Origin of the sequence: Kitasatospora sp. NPDC053057, assembly GCF_044546945.1 — a bacterium.
In the GTDB taxonomy this organism is placed as follows: Bacteria; Actinomycetota; Actinomycetes; order Streptomycetales; family Streptomycetaceae; genus Kitasatospora.
In genome coordinates, this window is the sequence record NZ_JBITZP010000023.1 from 34,843 (window position 1) to 60,540 (window position 25,698).

22 protein-coding genes, 1 pseudogene and 1 riboswitch are annotated in these 25,698 nt (G+C 73.5%); of the genes and pseudogenes, 13 read left to right on the forward strand and 10 right to left on the reverse strand.

Annotation, left to right across the window (positions count from 1 at the left end; translation table 11 throughout):
• Positions 1 to 100 precede the first annotated feature (100 nt).
• Positions 101 to 1,549, forward strand: a complete 1,449-nt coding sequence (gene purB / locus ACIG5E_RS23870; protein ID WP_396536390.1) for an adenylosuccinate lyase — start codon at positions 101 to 103, stop codon at positions 1,547 to 1,549.
• A gap of 23 nt (positions 1,550 to 1,572) precedes the next feature.
• Here purB and ACIG5E_RS23875 read toward each other — a convergent pair whose 3' ends face one another.
• Positions 1,573 to 3,111, reverse strand: coding sequence for an MFS transporter (locus ACIG5E_RS23875; protein WP_396536392.1), 1,539 nt, complete (start codon positions 3,109 to 3,111; stop codon positions 1,573 to 1,575).
• Positions 3,112 to 3,424: 313 nt separating this feature from the next.
• Positions 3,425 to 3,607, forward strand: a riboswitch (cyclic di-AMP (ydaO/yuaA leader).
• A 2-nt stretch (positions 3,608 to 3,609) separates the two neighbouring features.
• Here ACIG5E_RS23875 and ACIG5E_RS23880 point away from each other — a divergent pair.
• Together ACIG5E_RS23880 and ACIG5E_RS23885 are read left to right on the forward strand one after the other, a co-directional pair.
• Positions 3,610 to 4,551 carry a peptidoglycan DD-metalloendopeptidase family protein gene (locus ACIG5E_RS23880; protein WP_396536394.1) on the forward strand — a complete coding sequence of 314 codons (942 nt, stop codon included), beginning with the start codon at positions 3,610 to 3,612 and terminating at the stop codon, positions 4,549 to 4,551.
• Positions 4,552 to 4,792: 241 nt separating this feature from the next.
• Positions 4,793 to 4,978 carry a hypothetical protein gene (locus tag ACIG5E_RS23885; RefSeq protein WP_396536396.1) on the forward strand — a complete coding sequence of 62 codons (186 nt, stop codon included), beginning with the start codon at positions 4,793 to 4,795 and terminating at the stop codon, positions 4,976 to 4,978.
• Positions 4,979 to 4,995: 17 nt separating this feature from the next.
• Here ACIG5E_RS23885 and ACIG5E_RS23890 read toward each other — a convergent pair whose 3' ends face one another.
• The 4 genes from ACIG5E_RS23890 to ACIG5E_RS23905 all read right to left on the reverse strand — a co-directional run bounded on the left by ACIG5E_RS23890 (position 4,996) and on the right by ACIG5E_RS23905 (position 7,746).
• A complete protein-coding gene (locus ACIG5E_RS23890) occupies positions 4,996 to 5,715 on the reverse strand; it encodes a DUF2470 domain-containing protein (protein ID WP_396536398.1) in 720 nt (239 codons plus the stop codon).
• A 114-nt stretch (positions 5,716 to 5,829) separates the two neighbouring features.
• A complete protein-coding gene (locus ACIG5E_RS23895; protein ID WP_396536400.1) occupies positions 5,830 to 6,249 on the reverse strand; it encodes a RidA family protein in 420 nt (139 codons plus the stop codon).
• Between the two features lie 29 nt (positions 6,250 to 6,278).
• Positions 6,279 to 7,028, reverse strand: a complete 750-nt coding sequence (locus ACIG5E_RS23900) for an IclR family transcriptional regulator (RefSeq protein ID WP_396536402.1) — start codon at positions 7,026 to 7,028, stop codon at positions 6,279 to 6,281.
• Positions 7,029 to 7,065: 37 nt separating this feature from the next.
• Positions 7,066 to 7,746 (reverse strand): PfkB family carbohydrate kinase, encoded by a 681-nt coding sequence (locus ACIG5E_RS23905; protein WP_396536404.1) that lies wholly within the window; start codon positions 7,744 to 7,746, stop codon positions 7,066 to 7,068.
• A gap of 122 nt (positions 7,747 to 7,868) precedes the next feature.
• Here ACIG5E_RS23905 and ACIG5E_RS23910 point away from each other — a divergent pair, with 122 nt between their 5' ends.
• The 5 genes and pseudogenes from ACIG5E_RS23910 to ACIG5E_RS23930 all read left to right on the forward strand — a co-directional run bounded on the left by ACIG5E_RS23910 (position 7,869) and on the right by ACIG5E_RS23930 (position 14,538).
• Positions 7,869 to 9,206: an amino acid deaminase gene (locus ACIG5E_RS23910; RefSeq protein ID WP_396536406.1), complete on the forward strand. Its 1,338-nt coding sequence runs from the start codon at positions 7,869 to 7,871 to the stop codon at positions 9,204 to 9,206.
• Positions 9,206 to 10,852, forward strand: coding sequence for an amidohydrolase family protein (locus ACIG5E_RS23915; protein ID WP_396536408.1), 1,647 nt, complete (start codon positions 9,206 to 9,208; stop codon positions 10,850 to 10,852). Before ACIG5E_RS23910 ends, ACIG5E_RS23915 begins: the two co-directional genes overlap by 1 nt.
• Positions 10,849 to 11,471: pseudogene (locus tag ACIG5E_RS23920) on the forward strand (bifunctional 4-hydroxy-2-oxoglutarate aldolase/2-dehydro-3-deoxy-phosphogluconate aldolase). Before ACIG5E_RS23915 ends, ACIG5E_RS23920 begins: the two are co-directional and overlap by 4 nt.
• Positions 11,472 to 11,668: 197 nt before the next feature.
• Entirely contained in the window at positions 11,669 to 13,288 is a 1,620-nt protein-coding gene (locus ACIG5E_RS23925; RefSeq protein ID WP_396536410.1) for an alpha-amylase family glycosyl hydrolase, read from the forward strand.
• A gap of 197 nt (positions 13,289 to 13,485) precedes the next feature.
• Positions 13,486 to 14,538, forward strand: a complete 1,053-nt coding sequence (locus ACIG5E_RS23930) for a hypothetical protein (RefSeq protein ID WP_396536412.1) — start codon at positions 13,486 to 13,488, stop codon at positions 14,536 to 14,538.
• A 135-nt stretch (positions 14,539 to 14,673) separates the two neighbouring features.
• Here the strand turns inward: ACIG5E_RS23930 and ACIG5E_RS23935 are convergent, their stop codons facing one another.
• Positions 14,674 to 15,408 carry a (2Fe-2S)-binding protein gene (locus ACIG5E_RS23935; protein WP_396536414.1) on the reverse strand — a complete coding sequence of 245 codons (735 nt, stop codon included), beginning with the start codon at positions 15,406 to 15,408 and terminating at the stop codon, positions 14,674 to 14,676.
• Positions 15,409 to 15,568: 160 nt separating this feature from the next.
• Positions 15,569 to 16,144: a hypothetical protein gene (locus ACIG5E_RS23940; RefSeq protein ID WP_396536416.1), complete on the reverse strand. Its 576-nt coding sequence runs from the start codon at positions 16,142 to 16,144 to the stop codon at positions 15,569 to 15,571.
• Between the two features lie 149 nt (positions 16,145 to 16,293).
• On the opposite strand from ACIG5E_RS23940, the gene ACIG5E_RS23945 reads away from it, so the two are divergent.
• Complete coding sequence (locus ACIG5E_RS23945; protein WP_396536418.1) at positions 16,294 to 17,478, forward strand: sensor histidine kinase; 1,185 nt, start codon at positions 16,294 to 16,296, stop codon at positions 17,476 to 17,478.
• A 100-nt stretch (positions 17,479 to 17,578) separates the two neighbouring features.
• A complete protein-coding gene (locus tag ACIG5E_RS23950; protein ID WP_396536420.1) occupies positions 17,579 to 18,070 on the forward strand; it encodes a hypothetical protein in 492 nt (163 codons plus the stop codon).
• Positions 18,071 to 18,115: 45 nt separating this feature from the next.
• Here ACIG5E_RS23950 and ACIG5E_RS23955 read toward each other — a convergent pair whose 3' ends face one another.
• A complete protein-coding gene (locus tag ACIG5E_RS23955; RefSeq protein WP_396536422.1) occupies positions 18,116 to 19,711 on the reverse strand; it encodes a purple acid phosphatase family protein in 1,596 nt (531 codons plus the stop codon).
• 90 nt (positions 19,712 to 19,801) lie between these two features.
• Between ACIG5E_RS23955 and ACIG5E_RS23960 the strand changes: the two genes are divergently transcribed.
• On the forward strand, positions 19,802 to 20,473 hold the full coding sequence (locus ACIG5E_RS23960; RefSeq protein WP_396536424.1) for a response regulator: 672 nt from the start codon (positions 19,802 to 19,804) through the stop codon (positions 20,471 to 20,473).
• Positions 20,474 to 20,794: 321 nt separating this feature from the next.
• Here ACIG5E_RS23960 and ACIG5E_RS23965 read toward each other — a convergent pair whose 3' ends face one another.
• The gene (locus ACIG5E_RS23965) at positions 20,795 to 22,474 is read right to left on the reverse strand and encodes a peptide-N4-asparagine amidase (RefSeq protein WP_396536426.1); all 1,680 of its coding nucleotides are present in this window, start codon (positions 22,472 to 22,474) and stop codon (positions 20,795 to 20,797) included.
• A 282-nt stretch (positions 22,475 to 22,756) separates the two neighbouring features.
• A complete protein-coding gene (locus ACIG5E_RS23970; RefSeq protein ID WP_396536428.1) occupies positions 22,757 to 23,659 on the reverse strand; it encodes a LysR family transcriptional regulator in 903 nt (300 codons plus the stop codon).
• A 138-nt stretch (positions 23,660 to 23,797) separates the two neighbouring features.
• On the opposite strand from ACIG5E_RS23970, the gene ACIG5E_RS23975 reads away from it, so the two are divergent.
• Both ACIG5E_RS23975 and ACIG5E_RS23980 read left to right on the forward strand, forming a co-directional pair.
• Positions 23,798 to 24,769 carry a pseudouridine-5'-phosphate glycosidase gene (locus ACIG5E_RS23975; RefSeq protein ID WP_396536430.1) on the forward strand — a complete coding sequence of 324 codons (972 nt, stop codon included), beginning with the start codon at positions 23,798 to 23,800 and terminating at the stop codon, positions 24,767 to 24,769.
• Positions 24,770 to 24,772: 3 nt separating this feature from the next.
• Positions 24,773 to 25,651 (forward strand): carbohydrate kinase family protein, encoded by an 879-nt coding sequence (locus tag ACIG5E_RS23980; RefSeq protein ID WP_396536432.1) that lies wholly within the window; start codon positions 24,773 to 24,775, stop codon positions 25,649 to 25,651.
• Positions 25,652 to 25,698: the final 47 nt, after the last annotated feature.

Genomic DNA, 25,698 nt, shown 5'->3' on the forward strand with positions numbered 1-25,698 from the left:
ATACTTGCGGTGAGGAGTTTGTGAGTCGCTTTCCGATAGGCGTTGAACCGGCTCAGCGTACCCCATCCGCCGACGTTCGGCGTGACCTCGGCTGTTAGGCTTGCGAAGCGTGAGCGCGAAGCCCCAGATCCCCAATGTCCTGGCCTCCCGGTACGCCTCGGCGACCCTGGCCCAGCTGTGGTCCCCCGAGCACAAGGTGGTCCTCGAGCGCCACCTGTGGCTCGCCGTCCTGAAGGCCCAGCAGGACCTCGGTGTCGAGGTGCCCGCGAACGCCGTCACCGACTACGAGCGGGTGATCGACCAGGTCGACCTCGGCTCGATCGCCGCCCGTGAGCGGATCACCCGCCACGACGTGAAGGCCCGGATCGAGGAGTTCAGCGAGCTCGCCGGCCACGAGCAGATCCACAAGGGCATGACCTCCCGGGATCTGACCGAGAACGTCGAGCAGCTGCAGATCCGTCAGTCCCTGGAGCACGTCCGGGACCGTACGGTCGCCGTCCTGGTGCGCCTGGCCGGCCTGGCCGCGCAGCACTCCGAGCTGGTCATGGCCGGCCGCTCGCACAACGTGGCCGCGCAGGCCACCACCCTGGGCAAGCGCTTCGCGTCGATCACCGACGAGCTGCTGGTCGCCTTCCGCCGCCTGGAGGAGCTGATCGCCCGCTACCCGCTGCGCGGGATCAAGGGCCCGGTCGGCACCGCCCAGGACATGCTGGACCTGCTGGGTGGGGGCAGCCAGGGAACTGCGAAGCTGGCGGACCTCGAGCGCCGGGTCGCCGGGCACCTCGGCTTCGACAACGTGCTGACCAGCGTCGGCCAGGTCTACCCCCGCTCGCTGGACTTCGAGGTGCTCACCGCCCTCGTCCAGCTGGCCGCCGCGCCGTCCAGCCTGGCCAAGACCATCCGCCTGATGGCCGGCCACGAGCTGGTGACGGAGGGCTTCAAGGAGGGCCAGGTCGGCTCCTCCGCGATGCCGCACAAGATGAACACCCGCTCCTGCGAGCGCGTCAACGGTCTGGCCGTCATCCTGCGCGGTTACGCCTCGATGACCGGCGAGCTGGCCGGCGACCAGTGGAACGAGGGTGACGTCTCCTGCTCGGTGGTGCGTCGGGTCGCGCTGCCGGACGCCTTCTTCGCCTTCGACGGCCTGCTGGAGACCTTCCTGACCGTCCTGGACGAGTTCGGCGCCTTCCCGGCCGTGGTCGAGGCCGAGCTGGACCGGTACCTGCCGTTCCTGGCCACCACCAAGGTGCTGATGGGCGCGGTGCGCGCGGGCGTCGGCCGGGAGACCGGCCACGAGGTCATCAAGGAGCACGCCGTCGCCTCCGCGCTGGCGATGCGCGCGGGCGCCCGGGAGAACGAGCTGCTGGACCGCCTCGCGGCCGACGAGCGGATCCCGCTGGACCGGGCCGCGCTGGACGCGCTGCTGGCCGACAAGCTGTCCTTCACCGGGGCGGCCGGGGCGCAGGTCGCCGAGGTCGTCCGCCGGGTGGAGGCCGTCGCGGCGGCCTACCCGGAGGCGGCCAAGTACGCGCCGGCCGACATCCTCTAGTAGGAGCAGTCTCTGACGGAGCCTCAGTTCTCCGACGAGGGCTCTGCCGCCGTTCCGGTGGCGGGGCCCTCGGGCGTCCGGGAGTGGCCGGGGTCGAACGGCGGGGTGGTGGTCGAGCACGGCCAGTCGCAGTTCGGCTCGGCCACCGGCTGCTCCTCGGGCGCGAGCACGTTGCCCCGGACGGTGACGGCGGCGATCAGCCCGCCGCCGGCCAGCAGGCCCGCGCAGATCAGCATCGCGGTGTGGAAGGCGGAGTCCACCGAGGAGGGCACCCGGTAGGCGTTGCCGCTCAGCCCGGCCATCGCCGGGAGGGCGGCCACCGCGAGCAGGCCGGCCGCCCGGGCGGCGGCGTTGTTGACGCCGCTGGCGATTCCCGCGTGCCGCACCTCGACGGCGGCCAGCACGGTGGCGGTCAGCGGCGCGACCAGCAGCGTCATCCCCGAGCCCATCACCGCGACCGCGGGCAGCACGTCCACCCAGTAGGAGGAGCCCGGGCCGGTGCGCAGCATCAGCAGCACCCCGGCGGCGCACAGCAGCGGGCCGACGGTGAGCGGGATGCGCGGGCCGATCCGCTTGCCGAGGCGCCCGGCGCGCGCGGACAGGGTCAGCATCAGCAGCGTGATCGGCACCAGTGCGAAGCCGGAGACCAGCGGTGAGAAGCCGGAGACGATCTGCAGCTGCACCACCAGCAGGAAGAACACCCCGCTGAACGCCGCGTAGACGCACAGGGTGACCAGGTTCACGGCGGTGAACAGCCGGGAGGAGAACAGTCCGAGCGGCAGCATCGGATCGGGCGCCCGCCGTTCGACGGCCACGAAGGCGGCGGCGAGCAGCAGGCCGAGCGCGCCGCTGACCCACACGCCGGGGGACAGGCCCTCCCCGGCGGCGGTGAGCGCGTAGGTGATCGCGCCGAGGGCGAGCGCGGCGAGCAGGGCGCCGGACACGTCGAAGCGGCCGGTGGCGGACTCGTCCCGGCTCTCCGGGACGTATCGGGAGGTGACCGCGATCACCGCGGCGGCCAGCGGCAGGTTCAGCAGGAAGATCCAGCGCCAGCCGGGCCCGTCCACCAGCCAGCCGCCGAGGAAGGGGCCGACGGCCGCGGACACCCCGCCCAGACCGGACCACAGGCCCACCGCGGCCGAGCGGTCTTCAGGGCGGAAGACGGCCTGGAGCATGGCGAGCGAGCCCGGGGTGAGCAGTGCGCCGCCGATGCCCTGGACGGCGCGGGCGGCGATCAGCACGTGGATGGTCGGGGCGGCGGCGCAGGCCGCGGAGGCGGCGGCGAACCAGACCACGCCGATCAGGAAGACCTTGCGCCGCCCGTAGCGGTCGCCGAGTGCGCCGCCGAGCAGGATCAGGCCCGCCAGGGTGAGCAGGTAGGCGTTCAGGGTCCATTGCAGGGAGGCGAGGGAGGCGCCGAGGTCGGTGCCGATCCGGGGCAGGGCGACGTTCACCACGGTGCCGTCGAGCATCGCCATGCTGGAGCCGAGCACCGTCGCGAGCAGTACCCAGCGTCCCTGCGCGGTGCCCAGGCGCAGGGAGCCGGCGTCAGAGGTGGCCACGGCCCGATCCTGCGCCCGCCGGGGCGTACGTGACAAGGGTCACCGGGCGGGTGTGTCGGTCGGCTACGGTGCGTGAACGGACGGTCCCGCAGGGGTCCCGCGATGGGCGCAGAGTCGTGGATCAGTGGCGGGGGGTGAATGGATTGTGTACTTACCGTGCGGCGGATCATCCGGAGGGTGACCGCGTTCCGGGGGTTGGTTGCCGGTTCAAGAGATCGACATTGCTTCACCCGAACGGATGAGTTTTAGTTCAGCGACCGCCCGGCCAGTCCGGACGGATCCGCCGGGTGGAACGCCGAGTCCTGCCGCTGCCCGGTGGTTCGAACTGAACTCTGTACGGCAGGAGCGGGGGACCCACAGGTAAGTCGCCGGACCGGAGTTCGCGCTTTTCGGAGCGCGGACGTCCAGGACCGGCTTGGGGTGAAGCCGCGCATGCGGCCGGGCAACTCCAGCCCGAACCCGACAGCTCACCTCGCAGGCGTCGGAGAGGAAAGTTCCATGCCTGCACAGGCTCGTCGTATCGCCCTGCCCCGTGCCGCCCGCATCGGCATCGCCACCGCCGTCACCGGCGTCTCCTTCGTCCTGCCGCTGGTGAGCGCGATGAGCGCCCAGGCACACACCGCTCCGGCCGCTTCGCACGCTGCTGCTCCCTCGGTGGCTGCCGCGTCCTCGACCATTGCCCACGAGAGCTACCGCGTCGTCAGCGGCGACTCCCTGTCCCAGATCGCCGACGTCAAGCACGTCGACGGCGGCTGGCACGCGCTGTACGAGCAGAACCGCTCGGTGGTCGGTGCCGACCCGAACCTGATCTTCCCCGGTCAGCAGCTGGCCCTGGCGGGTCACGCCGCTGACGCCGCGAAGCCGGCCGCTCCGGCGAAGCCGTCCGCGCCGGTCACCCAGGACGCCTCCGCCGCGGCGAACGCCCAGGTGCAGGTCCAGACCGAGGCAGCCAAGCCGGGCGCCCAGCTGCAGACCCAGGTGCAGACCGCCGCCCCGGCCCAGGTCGTCACCGCCGCCCCGGTCGCCGCGACCGCCGGCTACGTCGCCCCGCTCGCCAAGCCGGTGCTGGGCGAGGCCTACGGCGTGGCCGGCTCGATGTGGGCCTCCGGCCACCACACCGGCCAGGACTTCATCGCCTCCACCGGCACCCCGGTGCGCGCCGTCGCCAACGGCGTCGTGGTGAAGGCCGACAACGGCGGCGCCTACGGCAACGAGGTCGAGATCAAGCTCGCCGACGGCAAGTACGCGCAGTACGCGCACCTCTCCGTGATCGGCGTGAAGGTCGGTCAGAACGTGACCGTCGGCCAGCAGCTCGGCCTCTCCGGTGCCACCGGCAACGTGACCGGCCCGCACCTGCACTTCGAGATCCGCACCGGTCCGGAGTACGGCTCGGACATCAACCCGGTCGCCTACCTGCGGGCGCACGGCGTCGCGCTCTGATCCTCAGGGTCCTCCCGCGGGTCCTCCGCGGGTCCTTCTGAACCACCGCTGATGCGGGGCGAATCGACCGCCCGGGATGGTCATGTCGGGTGACCGCTCGACCGGGTGATCGCCGCACCAGTGGACCTGGGCGCGGGACACGCCCACGGCCGGCCCGGCCGCGCGAGACACACCTCTCGTGCGGCCCGGGCCGGCCACTGCCGTTTCCCGCCCTTTCCGGTCCGCCGCGTGTTCGCTGCTGGTGGTCAACCGGGGAGCTGCGGCCGGGGCGGCGGCGGGCACCCTGCTGTTCCGGCTGATCCCGTACCTGGTGATCGGGATGTTCCTGGGCGGGGTGGTGACGGCGCTGGTGCTGCGGCGCCGGCGGCCGGAGCTGTACGCGCGGATGGGGCGGATCGTGCTGGAGGACGCGGCGGAGCGTGACTAGGCGGGACTTGCGCGCCGCTAGCCGCGGTGGGCCGGCAGGCCGTACTGGGCGGCGGTGAGCAGCTCGTGCATCCGGTGGCCGAAGTCCTCGGTGTCGCAGGCGGGTTCGGGGAAGACCAGGCGGACGTCACGGTGGCCGTGCGAGTGGTCCAGGCGCAGCACCAGGCCGTGGCGGTCCAGGGCGAGCGGGCGGACGGCCGGGTGGTGGGTCAGCAGGGCCGGATCGAGCAGGCCGGCGAGCAGGTCGAGGGCGTCGGCGTGGTCGTCGGCCAGGTGGGTGAGCAGTGCCGCCTCGTGGCGGGCCAGCGGGTCCGGGGTGGCGAGGGCGAGGTCGGCGGCGGTGAGCGCGCCGGTGCCGTACGGGGTGGCGAGCACGGCGTGGGCGATGTCCACCCGCAGATGGACGCTCAGGCCGTCGTCGGCGAGGTGGGCCAGGTGCAGCCGGCCGGCCAGGGTGAGCCGGGCGCGGACGCGGTCGCGGACGGCGACGGGGGACACGTCGGTGACGTCGAGCACGACGGCCAGGCCGTCGGTGGCGCCGGCGGCGGCCGCGGTGAGCGGGGCGTCCAGCGGGGCGCGCAGGCGCAGCCGGGAGCCGTGGACGGAGACCGGGGTGTCCAGGTCGTGGTGCTCGCCGAGGGCGCGGACGGTGAGTGAGGAGGTCGCGCTGAGCAGGCTGTGGACCCGGTCGGCGGTGGTGGGCTCGGGCACCTCGGCGTCTCCGGTGGGAATGCTCATGGACGGACCTCCCTGTAGTTAGGTGAGCCTAACCTAATATTCGCGCAGGGGTGTGGCAAGTGGCGAGGGCCCGGGCGCCGTGGTGGCGTCCGGGTCCTCGGGGGTGCTGCCGCGTCAGGCGACGACGGCCTGGGCGTCGATCTCCACCAGCATGGGCTCCTGGGGGAGTTCGACGAAGACGGTGGTGCGGCAGGGCTTCACCCCGCCCGGCTCGATGTTCTCCTCGATGAACTCGGCGTAGACCTCGTTCATCAGCGGGAAGTCGGCGCGCTTGGTGAGGTAGACGCGGAACATCACCACGTCCTCGATGGTGGCGCCGCCGGCCTCGACGATGGCCTTGACGTTCTCCAGGGTGCGGCGGGTCTGGGTCTTCACGTCGCCGTGGTGGAGGTACTCGCCGGTCGCCGGGTCCTGCGGGCCCTGGCCGGAGACCTGCAGGATCGGGCCCTTGCGGACGCCCTGGGAGAACATCCAGGCGGGGGCGGGGGCGCCGTCGGTGCGGATCTCGAGCTTGCCGGAGGAGGCGGGGGGCATGGGGCTCCTTGTCATTCTATGACGGTACGTCAGTTGTGGTCGGGGCGGCCGCAGTCGGCCGAGACTGCGCGGGTGGTGGCGAGCAGCTGCGGGAGGAGGTCCAGCACCTGCTCGTACGGGAGGACGACGTCGGGGACGGAGATGGAGGCGGCGGCGACGACCCGGCCGCTGGCGTCCCGGATCGGGGCGGCGACGCAGTTGATGAAGGCCTCGTGCTCGGCGTGGTCCTGGGCCCAGCCCTGGGTGGCCACCTTCTCCAGCTCGGCGAGCAGCGCCTCGGGCGTGGTGAGGGTGCGTTCGGTGTGCGGGGTGAAGTCGATCCCGGCCACCACCCGGCGGCGCTCGGGCAGCGGGAGATCGGCCAGCAGCACCTTGGAGACGGCGGCGCTGTGCAGGGCGGCGCGCAGGCCGATCCGGGAGTACATCCTGACCGGGTGGCGGGAGTCGAACTTGTCGATGTAGACCACCTCGCCGCCCTCGTAGGCCGCAAGGTGCACGGTCTGGCCGGTGGCGGAGTTCAGCTCGGCGAGGTGCGGGGCGGCGATCCGGCGGATGCCGCGCTGCTCCAGGGCGAGGCCGGAAAGGGCGAACAGGCCCGCGCCGAGGTGGTAGCGGTAGGCCGCGTCGCGGTAGACGAACCGTTCCTCCTCAAGGCTCTGGAGCAGTCGGAGCACGGTGGTCTTGTGCACGCCGAGGACCTCGGCCAGCTGGTCGAGGGAGCGCTCGCCCTCGCCGAGCTGGGCGAGGATGCGCAGTGCGCGGGAGACGGTCTGGCTCATCGGGCTCGGGCTCCGGTCGGGTGACTGCGGTTCGTGCTCATTGTGCCCGGGCCGCATCGGCTGGTGTCCCGGACCGGGGCCCGGCCTGTGCCGAGATGCGGACCCGCCCGGAGGGCAGGGCCGGGGAGGTGATGCCCTCGGTGGTGACCCGGGTGGTGGCCCAGTCGGCCGGGGAGGCGTCGAGCAGCGCGGACACCACCGGGGCGGGCGGCAGCTCGGCCTGGTCGCCGTGGCCGGTCAGCGCGCAGGCCGCGCCCAGGTGGCCGAGCCGCAGCCGTCTGCGCTGGTCCAGGCCGCGGACGGTGCCGGCCAGGTAGCCGGCCGCGAAGGCGTCGCCCGCGCCGGTGGCCTCCACCACCTCGACGGCCAGGGCCGGTTCGGCGACCGCAGTGCCGTCCCGCTCCAGGGCGGTGACCACCTGGGCCGCGTCCTTGACCACCACGGTGGCGGGAGAGGGGAAGCGGCGGCGCAGCGCGGCGAGCAGTCGGCGGCCGAAGCCGTCGTCACCGACCCGGCTGATCCAGGCGGTCGGCACGCCGAGCGCGGCCAGCGCCCCGGCCACGTTGGACTCCGCGCCGCCGACGGACAGTCGGAAGTTCTCCACGGCCTCCAGGGGGCCCGGGCGGTCGGGCAGCAGGACGGCCATCGACTCGCCCACGCACACGGCCGTCGGGGGAGGACCGGCGCGATCGGGCCCCGGGGTGTCCTGTCGCGGCATCTGCGGGGCTCCTCGTGGCAGTCGGTTCCGTTGACCGTGATCCGGCGCCGATGCTAGAACCGTGTTGCCAGCATGTGCAACCCTCGTTGCATATGTTGCAACATGGCGGATGGAGGAAGACGGTGGAGCAGACCTTCGCAGGCGACGGTGGCCCGGTGGGCGGCGGTGCCTTCGCGAGCAGTGCGGCCGGGCCCGGGATCGCCGAGGGGGCGGTGGCGGCCCTGGCCGACGAGACCCTCGACTGGCGGTTCAAGGCCGCCCCGCCGGAGAGTTGGGGGCACACCGTCCGCGACTGGCTCGCCACCGGGCCCACCCTCTCCTCGCTCGGCACCCCGCTGCTCACCCTCGACGGCGCCGCGCTCGACCACAACGTCCGCACCATGGCCGACTGGTGCGCCAAGGCGGGCGTCGCCCTCGCCCCGCACGGCAAGACCACCATGGCGCCCGAACTCTGGCAGGCCCAACTTGCCGCCGGCAGCCACGGCATCACCCTCGCCAACCTGCCGCAGGTGCGGGTCGCCCGCGCCTTCGGCGTCCAGCGGATCCTGCTCGCCAACACCCTGCTCGACCCGGCCGGACTCGCCTGGCTCGCCGCCGAACTGGCCGCGGACCCGGGCTTCGCCTTCCTCTGCTGGACCGACTCCACCGAGGGCGTACGGCTGATGGACGAGGCGCTGCGCGCCGCCGGGGCCGAACGGCCGGTCGAGGTGCTGGTCGAACTCGGCGGCCCGGGCGGGCGGACCGGCGCGCGCGGCGTGGACGCGGCCGTCGAGGTCGCCGCCGCCGTGCTGCGCGCGCCCACCCTGCGGCTGGCCGGCGTCGGCGGCTACGAGGGCGCCCTCGCACACGACGCCACAGCCGAGGGGCTGGCCACCGTACGCGGCTACCTGAAGGCGCTCGGCGAGCTGCACGGCCGCCTCGCCGGCGCCTACCCGGACGGCGTGCCACCGGTGGTGTCGGCCGGCGGCAGCGCCTACTTCGACCTGGTGGTCGAGGAGTTGGCCGCCCTGCCGGAGGCGCTGGTGGTGCTGCGCTCCGGCGCGTACATCGCCCACGACGACGGCTTCTACCGGGGCATCTCGCCGCTCGCCCGGGGCGGCGGGGACACCCCGTTCCGCGGCGCGCTGCACGGCTGGGCCCGGGTGGCCTCCCGGCCGGAGCCGCAACTGGCGCTGCTGGACGCGGGAAAGCGCGACCTGCCCTTCGACGACGGCCTGCCCGAGCCGCAACGGGTCCGCGGCGGAGCGGAGTTGGCGGGTACGGCGGCGCGGATCACCGCGCTCAACGACCAGCACGCCTTCCTCCGCGAGGCGGGCGACCTCGCGCCGCTCGGCGCGGTGCTGCGGCTCGGCGTCTCGCACCCGTGCACGGCCTTCGACAAGTGGACGGCGATCCCGGTGCTGGACTCCGCGGACGCGGCCGAGCCGAAGATCACCGGGCTGGTCAGGACGTTCTTCTGATGGCGGAGGGGGAGAGACCCGCGGCGGGAGCAACGGTCTTCAAGGAGGCGACGGTCTTCAAGGGGGCGACGGTCGTCGACGGAACCGGCGCCGAGCGCTACCGCGCGGACGTACGGATCGCCGACGGGCTGATCGCCGAGATCGGCGCGGGCCTGGACGGGCCGTCGACGGTGGACGCCGACGGGCTGGTGCTCACCCCCGGCTTCATCGACATGCACGCCCACTCCGACCTCGCCCTGCTGCTCGAACCCGAGCACCCGGTCAAGGTCACCCAGGGCGTCACCTGCGAGGTCCTCGGCCAGGACGGCCTGTCCTACGCCCCGGTGGACGACGCCACCCTGCCCGCGCTGCGCCGCCAACTGGCGGGCTGGAACGGCGATCCGGCGGACTTCGACTGGGACTGGCACGACGTCGCCGGCTACCTGGACCGGATCGACCGCACCGGGCCCGCCGTCAACGCCTGCTACCTGGTCCCGCACGGCTCGCTGCGGATGCTCGTCATGGGCTGGCAGAACCGCCCGCCCACACCGGCCGAACTCGACCGGATGCGGAAGGAGTTGGCGAAGAGCCTGCAGGACGGCGCGGTCGGCATGTCCAGCGGCCTCAGCTACACCCCCGGGATGTACGCGGACACCGTCGAACTGGTCGAGCTGTGCACCGTCGTCGCGGCCTACGGAGGCTTCCACGCGCCGCATCAACGCTCCTACGGCAAGGGGGCGTTGGAGGGCTATGCGGAAATGGTGGAGATCGCCCGGCGGTCCGGCTGCGCGCTGCACCTGACCCACGCCACGATGAACTTCGGCGTCAACCGGGGCCGGGCCGGCGAGCTGCTGGAGCTGGCCGACCGGGCGCTCGCCGACGGCATCGACCTCACCCTGGACAGCTACCCCTATCTACCCGGCTCCACCACCCTCGCCGCCCTGCTGCCGAGTTGGGCCACCGAGGGCGGACCGGCCGCGACCCTGGCCCGGCTCGCCGACCCGGCGGACCGCGAGCGGATCCGGTCCGCGATGGAGGAGCAGGGCAGCGACGGCTGCCACGGCGTGGTCGCCGACTGGACGACGATCCAGATCTCCGGCGTCCGCTCGGAGCGGCTCGCGGGGGCGGTCGGCCGGACCGTCGCCGAACTCGCCGCCGAGCGGGGGCACGGCGGGACGGAGGCCTTCCTCGACCTGCTGCGCCAGGACGAGTTGGGCACCACCGTCCTCCAGCACGTCGGGCACGAGGAGAACGTCCAGGCGGTCATGCGCCACCGGGCGCACACCGTCGGCAGCGACGGGCTGCTGGTCGGCGCCCGGCCGCACCCGCGGGCCTGGGGCACCTTCGCGCGCTACCTCGGCCACTACAGCCGGGAGTTGGGCGTGCTCACGCTGGAGGAGACGGTCGCCCGGATGACCGGCCGGCCCGCCGCCCGGCTGGGACTGGACCGACGCGGCCGGATCGCCCCCGGCTTCCACGCGGACCTGGTGCTCCTCGACCCCGAGCGGGTCCGGGACGCCGCGACCTTCGAGCAACCCCGGCTGCCCGCCGAGGGGATCGAGTACGTGTACGTCAACGGCACCGCCGTCGTCCGTCAGGGTCGCACCACCGGCGCCCGGCCGGGGCGTGCCCTGCGCCGCACCGATCGAGGAACTGTGGCTCGATGAACCATCTTTCCGAGCTGTGGGACGACCCGGTGATCGCGGTGGTCCGCGCGCCCCGGATCCCGGACGCCGCCGCTCTGTGCGCCGCGCTCGCCGAGGGTGGCATCAGATTCACCGAATTAACCTACACCACACCGAATGTGACGGAGGATCTGGTCCGGGCGTCCGGGGCGGGCTGGCGGGTCGGGGTCGGGACGGTATTGACCGCCGAGCAGGCCGAGCGGGGGATCGACGCCGGCGCGTCCTTCCTGGTCACCCCCGGCTTCCGGCCCGAAGTCGCGGAGGCCGCGCGGGCCCGCGACGTGCCGGTGGTGCTGGGGCGCTCGCCCCGACCGAGGTGGCGCGGACGGTCGACCTGGGCGCCGCGGCCGTCAAGATCTTCCCGGCCCGGTCGTTCGGCCCCGGCTACTTCAAGGACCTGCGCGGCCCGTACCCGGACGTGCCGCTGGTGGCCTCCGGCGGGGTGAACGCGGGCAACGCGGCCGAGTTCCTGGCGCAGGGGGCGCTCGCGGTGTGCGCGGGGACGGACGTGGTGCCGCCGGCGGCGGTCGAGGCGGGGGACTGGGCGGAGATCACCCGGCGGGCCAGGGAGTTCACCCGGGCCTGCGCGGCAGGGGCATAGCGGGGCATAGCGGGGCGTCGCGGGGCTTCTCCGGAGGGGGCGGTGGGGCGCGGGCGGGTACGGCGGTGTTTCCGTGAAGGTGCGAGGAGGGCTGTCGGGACGGCCGGGATTGGACGAGAATCGGTGGCACCCGGCTCAGCCCGGCCCCTCGGCTCTCGGCCCGCGCGGCCCCCGGACCCGGTAGGAGGACCCACCCCATGACCTCGACCCGCCCCGGCCCCGACTGGCTGGCCGACGCCGTCCTCTACCAGATCTACCCGCAGACCTTCGCGGACTCCGACGGCGACGGCATCGGCGACTTCGCCGGCATCGCCGAGCACCTCGACCACCTCTCCTGGCTCGGCGTGGACACCGTCTGGCTCAACCCCTGCTTCGCCTCGCCCTTCCGCGACGCCGGATACGACGTCACCGACTACCTCACCCCCGCCCCGCGCTACGGCCGCACCGAGGACCTGGCCGCGCTGGTCGAGGCCGCCCGCCGCAAGGGCATCCGGATCCTGCTGGACCTGGTCGCCGGGCACACCTCCGACCGCCACCCCTGGTTCCTGGCCGCGGCCGAGGACCCGGCCGACCACCGCTACATCTGGTCGGACCGGCAGGTGGACGGCTTCGTCGCCTCGCCCGGGAGCCGCCCGGGCTGGTACCGGCCGAACTTCTTCGACTGTCAGCCCGCACTCAACTTCGGCTACGCGCGCGGAAGTTCCGAGGAGCCCTGGCGCCAGCCGGTGGACGCCGAGGGCCCGCGCGCCAACCGGGCGGCGCTGCGCGAGATCATGGCGCACTGGCTGGGCCTCGGCGTGGCCGGCTTCCGGGTGGACATGGCGTACTCGCTGGTCAAGGACGACCCGGGCCGGGTCGAGACCGCCAAGCTGTGGACCGAACTGCGCGACTGGCTGGACCGCACCCACCCCCGGGCCGCGCTGTTCGCCGAGTGGGGCGAGCCCGCCGCCGCCGTTTCGGCCGGGTTCCACGCTGACTTCTTCCTGCACTTCGGCGGGGACGACCACGGCCTTCCACTGCGCTCGCTGTGGAACAACGGCGGCGGGACGGTCGAGGAGTTCTGGCAGCAGGGCCCGTGCTACTTCGAGGCCGAGGGGCGCGGCACCCCGCAGACCTTCCTGGACGCCTGGCGCTCCGCCGCCGAACTCACCGAGGGCAACGGGCACATCGTCCTGCCCACCGCCAACCACGACTTCTCCCGGCTCGCCGCCGGCCCCCGCTCCGGCGAGCAACTCGCCCCCGCCTTCGCCTTCCTGTTCACCTGGCCGACCCTGCCCGCGGTGTACTACGGCGACGAGATCGGCATGCGCTACCTGCCCGGGCTGCCGGACGTCGAGGGCAGTGTGCTCGGGCCGCGCTACAACCGGGCGGGTTCACGGACCCCGATGCAGTGGACGCCCGGACCCTCGGCCGGGTTCTCCGCCGCGGCGCCCGAGCGCTGCTACCTGCCGCTGGACCCGGACCCGCGACGCCCGGACGTGCTCTCCCAGCGCGCCGACCCGACCTCGCTGCTGCACACCGTCCGACGGCTGATCGCGCTGCGCCGCGCCCACCCGGGGCTGGGCACGTCCGGCGGGGTGGAGGTGCGGCATGCCGGGTACCCGCTGGTGTACACCCGGTCCGGGCGGTACCTGGTGGCCGTGAATCCGCGCCGGGAGCCGGGGGTGGTCCGGGTGGCGGACGTACTCGGCGGTCTCGGTGGTCTCGGTGGTCTCGGCGGGGGTGCTGCGCGGCCGCTGGAGGTGCAGGGCGTGCGGGTGGTGGACGGCGAGCTGCGGGCGGACGGCTTCTCGTACGGCGTGTTCGAGCTGGGCTGAGCGGGCTTCCGGCGGGCCTTCCAGTAGGCCTTTCAGCAGGCCGCCCGGCGGGCGCCGGACGGCCCGGGGAGTGGCTCCGGCTTCCGATCGCTGTCAGATAGTTGTAAGCTACATCCATAGATGGTTGCATTTACCACCTGCATTGGTTGTATTTGCCACCTTGATCGGAAGATTCGCCGGAGGACGGTACGAACGCCATGAGCACACCCCAGACCACCGCCGCAGCGCCCACCCTGGGGCACTCGCTCAAACACCTCGCCGTCCACCTGCTCACCCCGTTGCTGATGTGCCTCGGCATGGCCCTCGCCTACCAGGGCGCCTTCCACCAGCCGGAGCCCAACCACCTCAAGGTCGCCGTGGTCGGGGCCGGCCCCCAGGCGCACGGCCTGGCCCAGGCGATCCAGGGCAAGGCCGGCGACGCGCTGGACGTCCGCACCGTCGACGACCGCGCCACCGCCGAGCAGCAGCTGCGCGACCGCGACCTGGTCGGCGCCTTCGTGCCCGACGCCAAGAGCCCCGAGCTGATCGTGGCCAAGGGCAACTCGGACACCTCGGTGGTGGCCGCCACGGCGGTGTTCACCAACGTCACCGACAAGCAGGGCGTCCCGCTGCACGTCACCGACCTCACCACCCTCGCCAAGGGTGACCCGACCGGCCAGGGCCTGTTCTTCCTGCTGGTCGCGCTGAGCATCGGCTCCTACGCCAGCGTCGCGGCGATCGGCGCCGCCGGTGCCGGACTGAGCCTGCGGATCCGGGCGCTGGTCGGCGTGGCGGTCTCGCTGGTGGTCAGCATCATCGGGATCGTCACCGCCGGGCCGGTCTTCCACGTCGTCGACCACGACTACGCCGCGATCTGGGCCCTCGGCTGGCTCTACTCCGCAGGCATCGTCCTGATCGGCATCGGCCTGCACAGCTTCCTGAAGAAGTGGACCACGCTCGCGCTGATGGTGCTGTTCGTGATGCTCAACTTCACCTCCTCCGGCGGCATCTACCGGCCCGAGCTGCAGAACGGCTTCTTCGGGACCCTGCACGGCTTCTGGACCGGCGCCGGCTACCTGGAGGGCGCGCGCAGCATCATGTACTTCGACGGCGGCGCCGGCCTTGGCGGGCACGTGCTGACCCTGGTGGTCTGGCTGCTGCTGGGCGGCGCGGCCCTGGTGGCGGCGGCGATGTACGAGGGCCGCGGGCGCCGTCCGGTGGAGGCGCCGGCGGAGGCCGAGGAGGAGATGGAGGAGGCGGTCGCGGTCTGAGGACCGTCCGACCGTAGGACCCCGAAGGCTTCACCCGGCGCCACGGGCATCGCGTCGGGTGGGGAACAGCGGCCCGCACCCGGCCTTGGACAAGCCGGGCGCGGGCCGGTCCGCTTCTGATCCTCCGGACGGACCCTAGTGGTTCCGCTGCCGCCGGGCCGGTGGCCGGGTGAAGCAGCAGTCCCCGCAGAGCCCGGCACCCGGACCGATCCGGTAGTAGAGGCAACAGCTCGTCCGTCGGAACGCCGCCCCGCGCGGGCCGGCGAGCAGCGTGCCGGAGCCCTTCAACGGCGGGCGGTCCAGCAGCTGCGCGACCAACTCCCGCGCCGGGCCCGGTGCGTGTGGCTCCAGTACCCGGAGCGTGCCGACCAGCGCGGAGGCGGCGTTGCCGCGCAGCAGGCGCGCCGAGAGCGGCACGGCGGCGCGCACCGCTGCGGCCAGTGGCTCCAACTGGCCGATCAGGACGGCATCGTGGAGCTGATCGACGAGGTCCCCGGAGGCGAGGCGGACCGGTTCCGGCGGCGTCCAGAGGTCGATCGGCCCCTGGTCCGGTATCCGCACCCAGGCGTGCTCCAGCGTCGGGACCGTCCCCAGCAGGACGGCCGCGCCGATGCCCACCGACCAGAAGCGGGCGGCCAGCCCGAGGTGCAGGATCGAGGCGGCGACCCGGAGTTCGGCCGTGCCGAGGCGCTGCGCCACCACCCGGATCCGGGCTGCGAGCGGCGCGTCCGGGCCGGTGCCGTACAGCTCGGGCAGCGGGCGGAAGCCGGGTGGCGGCGGGCCGGTGGGGTCGGTGTCGAGGGCGAAGTACGGGCCGACGGCGGCGAGTCGGGCGTAATCGGGTCTCGGCTGTTCGGGCGCGGGGTTCAACGGCCCTCCCCGGTGGGGTCGTTGAACCCCGCGCTGGCTTCGGTCGACCCGGGCGGGGTCGGGTGGTGGGGGAGCATCGGGGCCTCCAGGGGTCCGGCGGATCGGGCGGGTGGTGACGCCCCGGCCCGGTCGGGCACCGGAAGGCCCTGGTCGGCGGTGGTCAGCCGCGCACGGTGAAGTCGCCACTGGTCGTGCGGATGAAAGGTACCGTGCCCTGGCAGTCCGAGACCGGCTGGCCGAAGAAGCCCCAGACCCAGCCGATCCGGTCCCCATGCCGGCCGTTGTCCTCCACCGAGAGCGCCACCTTCTGCCCGACCGGCGACCGGCCCGGGAACCAGGGCGCCTCGCCCTTGGTGACCACGCCGGTGGCGACGGCCTCGTGCCCGCCGACGGCCAGGCAGGTGATGTCACCCTCGAAGTCGGCGACCAGCCGCCCGTCCGAGTGCACATGGCGGACGTGGAAGTGGCCACGGGTGGTCGCCCCGGTGGCGCCGTCGGCGCGGGCGTCCACGCCGAACCGCACCGGGTCGCCCGCGAAGCCGGCGAACCTGGAGTCGAGGACCGCCCCGGCGCTGCCGCGCAGGCTCGCCGGCCCGGGCCCTGCCGCGGCGGCCTGCTGGGCGGCGGCCGACGCACCGGTGGGAGCGGGCTCCCCGGCGGAGGCCGGGGCGGCGGTGGCGACCGTCGCCGCCAGGAGGCAGAGCGTGGTCGCGGCGACGGCGAGTCGACGGTTCATGATGGTTCGTCCTCAGCTGCGGTGGTTGTACCGACGGGATCGAGTCTGGCCCGCGAGGCCCGGGCAAACCTCCCGCTGGGGAGGGGAGTTGTCTCCTTCGCGGGGAGGAGCCCGCCTCCCCCGGGAGAGCTGCCCGTAGGCTCGGCGGTGTGCGTACCGACCCCCTGTCCCGCCTTGCCCGGCCCCGCCGGTGGCCCGCCGTCGGCGCCGTCCTGCTGCTGCTCGCGCCCGTCGTGCTCGCGCATCCGGGGGACCGCCTTGCGGCCCTGCTGCCCGCCCTGACCGCCGCGCTCGCCGCCGCGGTGGCGCTGCTGCCGTGGCCGCTCGGCCGGGTCACGCTCACCGCGGCGGCCGGCGCGGTGGCCGCGGCCTCGCTGCTGCTCGACCTGGGCTACCCGGGGCCCTATCGGCTGCCCGCGTTCTGGCTGCCGTTCGAATGGCTGGCGCTGCTGGGGGTGTTGTTCCGGGCCGTCCGTCGGCTGCCCGACCGCTGGGCCGGGCCGATCGGCGGGGCGGTCGCACTCGCGGCCGTGGCGCTTCCGCTGCGGTTCGCGCTCCGGACGCCGCACGGCGGCGCGGCCGGGCCGGTGGTCGCCGTGCTGTTCTCCCTGCTGCCCGTGCTCGGGGTCGCCGGGGCGGGCCTCTACCTGCGGGTCCTGGACGCCCGGCGGGAACGCGCCGTCGACCGGGCGCGGCGCGAGCAGCGACTCGAAGTCGCCCGCGGGCTGCACGACTTCGTCGCCCACGAGGTCACCGGCATCGTGCTGGAGGCCCAGGCCGGCCAGCTCCCGGGCCAGGAACCGGTGGAGACGGCCGCCCTGTTGCGCCGCCTGGAGGAGGCGGGGCTGCGCGCGCTCGACTCGATGGACGAGATGGTCGGCGCGCTGCGCGAGGAGCAGGCGACGGCCGGGACCACCCGCCGCGTCGGCCTGGCCGACCTACCGGAGCTGGTGGCCCGCTTCGGTACGACGGGTGGCCCGCGCGCCACCGTCGACCTCGCCCCGGAGGCCGTCGGACTGCTCGCCGCCGAGGCCCAGGCCACCGCGTACGCCGTCGTCCTGGAGGCCCTCACCAACATCCGCCGCCACGCCCCGCAGGCCACCGCGGTGACGGTCCGAGTGGCCCCCGAGCCGGACGGCCGCGCGGTACGGGTGACCGTCGGCGACACCGGCGGGCCGGCCACCCGCAGGCCCCGGCTGCGCCGCCGACCCGGCGCGGGCGGTACCGGCCTGGCCGGCCTGGCGGCCCGTGCCACCGCCCACGGGGGCACCCTGACCTCGGGCCCGCTCGGCCCGTCGGGCTGGCAGGTGAGCTGCACCCTGCCGGGGCGGTAGCGACGACCCGTACCCCCGGGCTTTCGCCGGGAGGGTCGGAGCGCTAAGTTGAACGCGTTCAAGTCATTGAACACGTTCAAATCGTGCTCGGGGGTATCGGATGAGCGAGTCACTGCCGGCGCAGCCCGGCTATGCGGTCGAGGCCGAGTTCGTCGACCGGTCGGGTGCACCGCGGGCCGAGCCCGTGCGGGGTCGGGTCAGGCCCAGCGGACGGGTGCTCGTCGCGCTGGCCGGTGTCGCATGGCTGCCGTGGGCCGCTGACGGCCTGTGGTGGGGGAACGCCGGTGCGTGGTTCTGGGGCCTGTTCTCCGGGTTCCTCGGGGCGACCGTGCTGCCCCTGGCCGTACCACGCGAGCCGGGGTTCCGGCGCGCCTGCCTCACCGTCGGCTGGCTGCAACTCGCGATCGAGGCCGTGTGCTCGGCCCCGTACCTCCTGATCCCGCTGCCGGTGTTCGTCTTCGCCTTCCCGTCCGGCGTCATGCTGCTGCTCACGGGCCGGCGGAACCGCGGCTCGGTGGGGACGGTGCTCGCCGCCCTGCTCGCGGCGGGCCCCATCGGACTCCTCGCCCACGGCGGGTGGACGCACATCTAGGGCCTGCCCGGGGTGCACACCGGCGCTCCCGGGCGCGGGTGGGGGTCAGCGCCCCCGGCCTCCGCCGCGGATGCCGCGCGGGCGGGTGAGGGTGAAGCGGTCGACCGGGACGAGGTCGCCGTACGGGCCGCTGACGGAGTAGTACGTGACGTCGATGGTGGTGTCGCCGCCGCGCTCGCCCGGATTGACGTCGAAGGAGGCGAAGCCGTACGGGTTGTCCGCGTCGCGGAAGGCGGACCAGGGAGCGTCCTCGATCACGTAGACCGGCGGCCGCTTGCCGGTGGCCCTGTCGACGGCTCCGACGCCGGTGATCACCCGGGCCTTGGGCGGGGTGAAGAAGAGGTGGTTGGAAGGGGCGGAGGTGCCGCCGCCGCCGATGACCATGTGGACGGTGCCCTTGGTGGTGTCGATGGTCTCGGTGCCGGTGGCGACCGGGATCGGGGTGCGGGTGTCGGTGGGCTGCTGGCCGCGGATCGGGTGCGAGCGCTCGTAGTGGTGCTCGTGGCCGCAGACCACCAGGTCGACGCCGTACTTGTCGAACAGCGGTACCCAGGTCTCGCGGACACCGAGATCGGCGCCGTTGAACTTGTCGGCGGTGGAGATGACCACCTGGTGCATGCAGACGACGATCCAGTCGATCCCCGGGTCGGCGTTGGCGGCGATCAACTCCCGTTCCAACCAGCGCTGCTGGGCGCCGCCGGAGTAGCCGTGCACATAGGAGTTGCCGCCGTCCTGGTAGGCGACGTCGTCGTTGTTGAGGCTGATGACGCGGACCGAGCCGGCGGTGAACGCGTACCAGAGGCCGCGCAGTTCGTCGTCCGCGTCGGAGTCCGGCAGCTCGAAGTAGGCCTGGTAGGCGCCGTAGCCGATCGGGCCGTTGCCCTTCTCGTTCTCGTGGTTGCCGGCGGCGGGCATCCAGGGGCGGTGGCGGGCCGAGCGGGTGTTGTTCTCGAACCAGTCGGACCAGGTGCGGACCCGGTCGGTGGAGAGGTTGGCGTAGCAGAGGTCGCCGTTGAGAAGGTGGAACAGCGGGGCGACCCGTTCGACGCCGGCGGTGGTGTCGCCCGCGGCGGGGCTGCCGAGGTTGTCGTTGGCGTAGCCGTTGGCGGTCTGCTTGCCGAGGGTGGGGGTGCCCTGGTCGCCGAAGCTGGTGAAGGTGAAGGCGGCCCGGCCGCGCGGTGCGGTGCGGACGGTGCCGAGTTCGGGGGTGGCGCCGTCGTGGACGGCGGCGTAGACGTAGTCCGTGTCGGGTCGCAGGCCGGTGATCCGGGCGTGGTGCACCTGGACCTCGGTGCCGGAGTCGGCGTCCCGGTAGGTGCGGGTCTCGGCCTGCTCGGTCCGTCCGAACCCGCCGTGCGAGGTCCCGTACGTCACGCGCGGGTTGGAGACGGAGGCGGTGGTGTGCCAGGAGACCACGACCTCGCGCGAGGCGTCCGAGCCGAACTGCAGGTGTAGTCCGCCGACCCGCGGGGCGCCGGCGCGGTCCGGCCGCTCCCACAGCAGCGGGGAGGCGGCGGCGGGGGTGGCCGCGACGCCGGAGAGGGAGACGGCGCCGCCGAGGCTCAGGCCGGTCACCCCGGCCAGGAGCCCGCGCCTGCTGACGGAGGGGCTGACGGGAGGACGTCCACTGGAAGCGTTCATGGCGGCCAGCCTCACCGGGCGGAGGTGAACCGCGCCGGACCGGCAGCGTTAACTTTCCAGCGCGCCGGGTCGTGCGGGAGACTGCCGGGCGTGACGAGTACGAACGGTGAGTGCCCGCGGGTGATCCGGGTGTTGATCGCGGACGACCAGGAGGCCGTGCGGCGCGGCGTGCGGCGGATCCTTGAGGCGCAGCCGGACATCGAGGTGGTGGGCGAGGCCGTCGACGGGCTGGCCGCGCTGGAGCTGGCGGCCGAACTGCGGCCGGACGTCGCCCTGGTGGACATCCGGATGCCGAGGCTGGACGGGCTGGAGGTGACGAGGCGGCTGTCGGGCTCGGTGCGGGTGGTGGTGCTGACCACCTTCGACCTGGACGAGTACGTCTACCCGGCGCTGCAGCACGGCGCGTCCGGTTTCCTGCTGAAGCGTTCCGGCCCGTCCCTGCTGGCCGAGGCGGTGCGGGCGGCGGCGGACGGCGAGAGCCTGATCAGCCCGTCGGTCACGGTACGGCTGCTGAAGCACGTGACGGCGCCGCGCCGGCCCGCGAGGCCGGCCGCGCCGGTGGTGGCGCTGACCGAGCGGGAGGTGGAGATCGCCGGTCATGTCGCGGCGGGCCGGACCAATGCCGACATCGCGGCCGAACTGTTCATCTCCGCGGGGACGGTGAAGACCCACGTGGCCAGCATCCAGCGCAAGCTCGGCGTGTCGAACCGGGTCGGGATCGCGGTGCACGCCTGGGAGATGGGGTACCCGGTGCCGCAGTAGCGGTCAGACGGACGAGCGCGTCCACGGAGCCGAGGGGATGCTCCGTGGACGCGCGGAACCTGCGAGGTTGGGGTGGCCTCCGGACGTAATGTCCTCCGGCCGGTAGTTCGATCGTCGACCGAGGTAGTACCAGCGGCAGACCCTGATCCGTCTCGACCTGTCGCCACTGCCTCCTGCGGTCGAACTTCCTTCAGCTACCTCGCAGGTCCATTTCCCATCATGCGCCTCCCACGACGTGTGCACCAGGGGTTAACGCCCCGAATTCGGGCAAATTTCGCAAGTCGGGCCAGGCATGCCCGGCCTCACGGCTTCGCCCGCCGTTTACGGCTTCGGCCACCCGTCCACGAAGCTCAGCGTCCGGTGGTACGGCCCGTCCGGCCCGGTGCTGCGGTAGTCCTCGGTGCTGCTGCCGGTGCGGACGGTGCGGTCGCCGTCGTGGCGCTGGGCGGTGGGTCGCAGGGTGTGGTCGATCGTGGAGCGTTCGGTGACGTGGCCGCCGGTCGCGGTGGTGGCCTCGCGGTGGTAGCCGAGGTCCATCGCGGTGTTCTGGTCGGTGTTCCCGGCCGCGTCGTGGGTCACCTTGTAGGTGACGTCCAGCGGTTCGCCCTCGTGCACGGTGGTGGTGCGGTGCGGTCCGCCGCCCCAGGTGGCGGTGGTGCGGGTGAGATCGATGCCGTTGTGCAGCGTCACGTCGTTGCCGCTGTCGCGCAGTTGCTGGGCGGAGCTGAACGCGAGGTCGTCGCGGACCTCGGTGGTGATCCGGCCGTGCGAGGTCTGCACCCAGCCGCGGGCGAGGTCGTGCCGGGCGGCCGTGACCGTCCAGTCGCCGCTGCCGCCGCCGTGGTCGGTGAGCTCGGTGCCGACGGTCGCCTCGGGGGCGACCCGGTAGTCGGTGAGCTGCCCGGAGGTGTGGGCGGTGCCGTGGTCGACCTCGGCGAACAGGTTGACCTGGCCGGTCCAGACGTCGTTGCTCTGCGCCTCGGTCGCGTTGACCGTGATGCCGAGGCTGTGCGGGCGCCCGTCGAGCAGCAGGCCGACGTACGGGGTGAGGTCGAGCCGGTAGGCGGGCAGGTCGAAGGCGAAGATGCCCGGGACCGGCCGCCACAGCAGCGGATCCCAGCCGCCGGTGTAGATCACCGGGTACGGCCAGACCGCGCCGGCCACCCGGCCGTCCACGGTGAGCCGCAGCTCGCGGAACGGGCCCTTGCCGCAGGCGCCGATCGACGGGTTGGCGGCGACGAAGGCGTCCGGTGCGGAGGCGTACGCGAACTCCTCGCAGGCGCCGCCGCCCCGGGCGTAGACCTCGGCGGTCAGGCGCTCCAGGTTCTGCGGGAAGGTGAGGTCCTTCCCGGTGCTCGGGGCGGCCTGAGTGAGCGAGAACGGGCCGGTGGTGAGGACCTGGTCGGCGCCGTGGGCGGCGGGCCAGCGGTCGTTCGCGGTGTAGAAGGTCAGGCTCGCCGAGATCTTGTAGACGCCGGTGTAGGTGGCGTCGGTGACGTTGGCGAGGTCGAAGGAGAACGGCTGCGGCCCGGCCGTGAACAGCGGCGCGTAGCGGGTGAGATCGCGTTCGACGTTCCACTGGATGCCGTCCTTGGACGGCTCCGGGGTGGAGGACAGCAGCACCTGGACGCCGCCGATGCGGACGCTGAAGATCCGGTCGAACTGCCGTCCGGCGACCTGCCCGTGGAGGTCCAGGACCACGGCGGACCAGGGGCCGGCGCAGTCGGCGGGCGGGGTGAGGGTGGCCGTGTAGGGGGTGTCGGGCGGGTTGCCGTAGCCGTTGCGGAACTCGCGGTCGTGCATCACGTCGACAGAGCAGGAGCGGGTGTCGGGGCGGGTGAGCGGCTTGGTAGCGGTGATCGGGTCGTGGTAGCCGCTGCCGAAGTCGGCGTGGGCGGGGGCGGCGGCGGTGAGGGTGCCGGCCAGGGTGAGGGCGGCGGCGCCGATCAGCCCGGCGGCGCGGCGGAGTGTGGGAGTTCGGGACTTGCCGCGGCGAGTCATGGGCGTTCGGGACTCGGTTCGGCGGAGGGCGGGCGTTCGGGCCTCGGTTCGGCGGAGCAGGGAGCGCAGGGCCAAGGTGGATCCCCGGGGTCGGGCGGCCCGTCGGCGCGCGACGGGCCGGGTGGGTGATCCGGGCATCCTTCCGGCGGTGGCATGTGAGCGTCAAGGGCTGCTGCCGGAGGTCCTCCGGCCTCCACAACTCCTGTAGTTCCTGTAGTTCTTGCGGGTCCTGCGGGCCTGCGACTGCTGAGGCTCCTGCGGCTCCTGGAGGTCCGGTGGCTCCTACCGGTCCTCCAACTTCGCCGCCTCCTGCCGGATCACGTTGCGCAGCGTCGCCAGCGGGGGCCGCCGGTCGTCCGTGCGCCACTGCATCTCCAGCGGCAGGGTGGCCCGCCCCTCCAGTCGTACGGTGGCCACGTCCTCGGTGAGGTGGCCGGTCATCGAGCCGGGCACCAGCGAGAAGGCGCGGTTGCGGGCGAGCAGGTAGAGCCGGGAGCCGACGATCCGCGGCGGGCTGACCAGCACCGGCGGGTCGACGCCGTGCTCCGTGCACAGGCCGAGCACGTGGTCGTAGTACCGGGGGTGCTGCTCGCGCGGCCACAACAGCAGTGGCAGGTCGCGCAGTTCGGTCAGGCGCAGGCTCGCCCGCCCGGCCAGCGGGTGGTCCCGGCCGAGGGCGATCCGGACCGGCTCGTCGGCGATCCGCTCCAGCCGGTAGCCGGGTACGTCCTCCAGGAAGCGGCCGAGGCCGATGTCGGCGAGTTCGCCGGCCAGGGTGGCGGAGACCTGCCCGGTGTCGACGGCGAGTTCGGCGGTGTCGAGCGCGGGCAGCTCCTGCTCGGCGCGGCTGACCACGGCGGGCAGCAGCCGGTTCACCACGCTCGGCGAGGCGACGATCCGGGCCGTGCCCAGCCGGGACTCCTCGTGCAGCCGGACCCGGGTCAGCAATGCCCCCGCCTGTTCGAGCAGCCGCGCGCTCTCGGCGGCCATGACCTCGCCGGCCTCGGTCAGCGCTACCGAGCGGCGGCTGCGGTCGAACAGCTCGACGCCGACGGTCCGCTCCAGTCGGGCGACCTCCTGGCTGACCGTCGGCTGCGAGATGTGCAGCCGCTCGGCGGCCCGGCCGAAGTGCAGCGTCTCGGCGACGGTCAGGAAGACCTCCAGCTGACGCAAGGTGAAGCCCATGAGGATCACCCTAGTGCGAACCGATAGGCGATCAACTATCGGAAACCCCAGGACTCATTCTGGTTTCCGATCCGAACCGTCCATACGCTGATCGTCACGCTGCCCCGCCGCAGTGGCATCTCACAGGGAGCTCGCATCATGACCGGACTGCCCGCCAGCACCGCCAGCACCCCCGCCATCCGGATCTCCGAGGAGGTCGCGCAGGCCGTCGCCGACGGCCGTCCCGTGGTCGCCCTGGAGTCGACGATCTTCACCCACGGCCTGCCGCGGCCCCGCAACCTGACCGTCGCGCTGGAGGCCGAGAAGCAGCTGCGCGGGGCGGGCGTCGTCCCGGCCACCATCGGCGTGCACGCGGGCGTCCCCACGGTCGGCCTGAGCACCGACCAGATCACCGAACTGGCCGCCACCGACGGCCTGGACAAGGTCAGCCTGCGCGACCTGCCCGTGGTCGCCGCGCTCGGCCGTCACGGCGGCACCACCGTCGCCGCCACCGCCTTCCTCGCCCACCGCGCGGGAGTGCGGGTCTTCTCCACCGGCGGCCTCGGCGGCGTCCACTTCGGCGCCTCGGAGAGCTTCGACGAGTCCGCCGACCTGACCACCCTGGCCACCACCCCGGTCACCGTGATCAGCGCCGGCGTGAAGTCCATCCTCGACATCCGGGCCACCCTGGAGCGCTTCGAGACCCTCAACATCCCGGTCATCGGCTACCGCACCACCAAGTACCCCGGCTTCTACGTCACCGACTCCGGCCACGAGATCAACTTCGCCGTCCAGTCGCCCGAGGAGGCCGCCGGGATCATCGACGCCCGCGACCGGCTCGACCTGCCGCAGGCCGTCCTGATCGCCAACCCGGTCGACCCCGCCAAGCAGCTGCCGCCGGAGGAGCTGGACGGCATCCTGGCCCGCGCCTGGGCCGAGGCCGAGCGCCGGGGCATCACCGGCAACGCCTCCACCCCGTTCCTGCTCGACCACATCCAGCGCGACACCGACGGCCGCAGCCTGGAGGTCAACGTCGAGGTCTACCGCGGCAACGTCCGCCTCGGCGGCGAGATCGCCACCGCCCTGGCCGCCCGGGCCGGTGGGTCCGCCGCCGCGTCCACCGGGGCCTGACCCGTGCTCGGGGTGCTCGGCGACCTCGTCGAGGACATCGTGGTCTGGGCCGACGGCCCGCTGCGCCACGGCACCGACTCCGGCGCCCGGGTGTTCCGCCGGCGCGGCGGCAGCGCGGCCAACGTCGCCTGTTTCGCCGCCGGGCGGTACCCGGTTCGCTTCCTCGGCTGCGTCGGCGCGGACGCGGTCGGGGACGGCATCGTCGCCGAACTCGGCGGCCACGGCGTGGACGTACGGGTGCAGCGGCACGGCCAGACCGGCAACATCGTGGTGCTGATCGACCCGGACGGCGAGCGCACCATGCTGCCCGACCGCGGCGCCGCCACGCTGCTGGAACGCGTCCCGGACGAGTGGCTGACCGGCCTGACCCACCTGCACGTGCCCGCCTACTCCTTCGACGGCGAGCCGGTCGGCCGGACGGCGGTCGACGCGCTCGCCCGGGTCCGGCAGGCGGGCGGCACCACCTCGGTGGACGCCTCCTCCACCGGCATGCTGGAACAGTTCGGACGGGAGCGGTTCCTCGCCCTGCTGGCCGAGTTGGCGCCGACCTTCGTGTTCGCCAACCGCTCCGAGTCCGCCTTCCTCGGGCTGCTGGTGGACGGCCTGCCGGGGCCGGAGCGCGCCCGCGTGGCGGCCACCACGGTGGTCACCAAGTCGGGGGCCGAGCCGACCACCGTCGACCTGCCGGGCGAGGGCCTGTTCACCGTGCCGGTGCCACCGGTCGCCGTGGTCAGGGACCTCACCGGGGCCGGGGACGCCTTCGCGGCGGGTTTCCTGGCCGGGTTCCTGGACACCGGGGACCTGCGGCTGGCGGCCGGGCTCGGGCACCGCAGCGCGGCCCGGGTGCTGGGCTCGCCGGGGGCTTCGCTCGGCGGATGCTAGCCGTGTGGTCCTCATGGCCGCACTACGTGTGTAGTTCGGTGTGATCG